At 59.4% G+C, this 598-nt stretch carries 1 pseudogene; it reads right to left on the bottom strand.

From position 1 onward, the window contains the following. Nucleotides 1–90: 90 nt before the first annotated feature. A pseudogene (locus QJT78_RS51950) lies at nucleotides 91–433 on the bottom strand (hypothetical protein); the annotation flags it as partial. Between the last annotated feature and the right edge of the window lie 165 nt (nucleotides 434–598).

The following is a 598-nucleotide window of genomic DNA, read 5'->3' as shown; positions in this document are numbered from 1 at the left end:
AAAAAGCCTGACCAGTCTCAAATTATCTGACGACGGACAAAAAGCTTCGAACGCTCAGGACATCCTTTGTGTTACGACCGTCGATATATCACGTCGGTTCGGGTTCCTGTAGCCGCGCACCTCCGAGCAGTCCTTGCACCGCATGTAGCGCTCCAGTTCATGAACCGGCGTCGCCTTCGGTCGCCGCACGATGTCCAAGGGCGACGGTCTGGTGCGTGTCGCAGCCAAGGCAGCGCACTTCGAGGTAGCGGTAACCGGCATTAAGCGCATCGCCGAGCGTGGGCGACGGTTGCGCGGGCCCCTGGAAACCGAGCATGCGCGCGTTCCACGCCGCAACGGCGAGCCGGTCGGCCTCCTTCCGCGCTTCGGTCGCCCGTTCTGCCGCTGCCCGGACCGACCCACCGTAAATGGTCTCGCGTGATTTGGTGCCCATCGCGCGAGCATTAGGAGGAGACCGCCAAGAAAAGATTCGATCTTCTTGTATACACTGTAAGCGGAGCTTTTCTCCCATTTGATTGACTGGTTTCGCTTCGGCTTTCGCTCTGCGATCCTTGGCTTGTCAGAGAGCCGAGAGGAGACTGAAGGCGATGGAACAATC

The organism is Bradyrhizobium sp. Mp27 (assembly GCF_029953005.1).
Classification (GTDB): Bacteria; Pseudomonadota; Alphaproteobacteria; order Rhizobiales; family Xanthobacteraceae; genus Bradyrhizobium; species Bradyrhizobium barranii.
The sequence above is the reverse complement of the archived record's forward strand: the minus strand, read 5'-3'. Positions and strand labels throughout refer to the sequence as shown.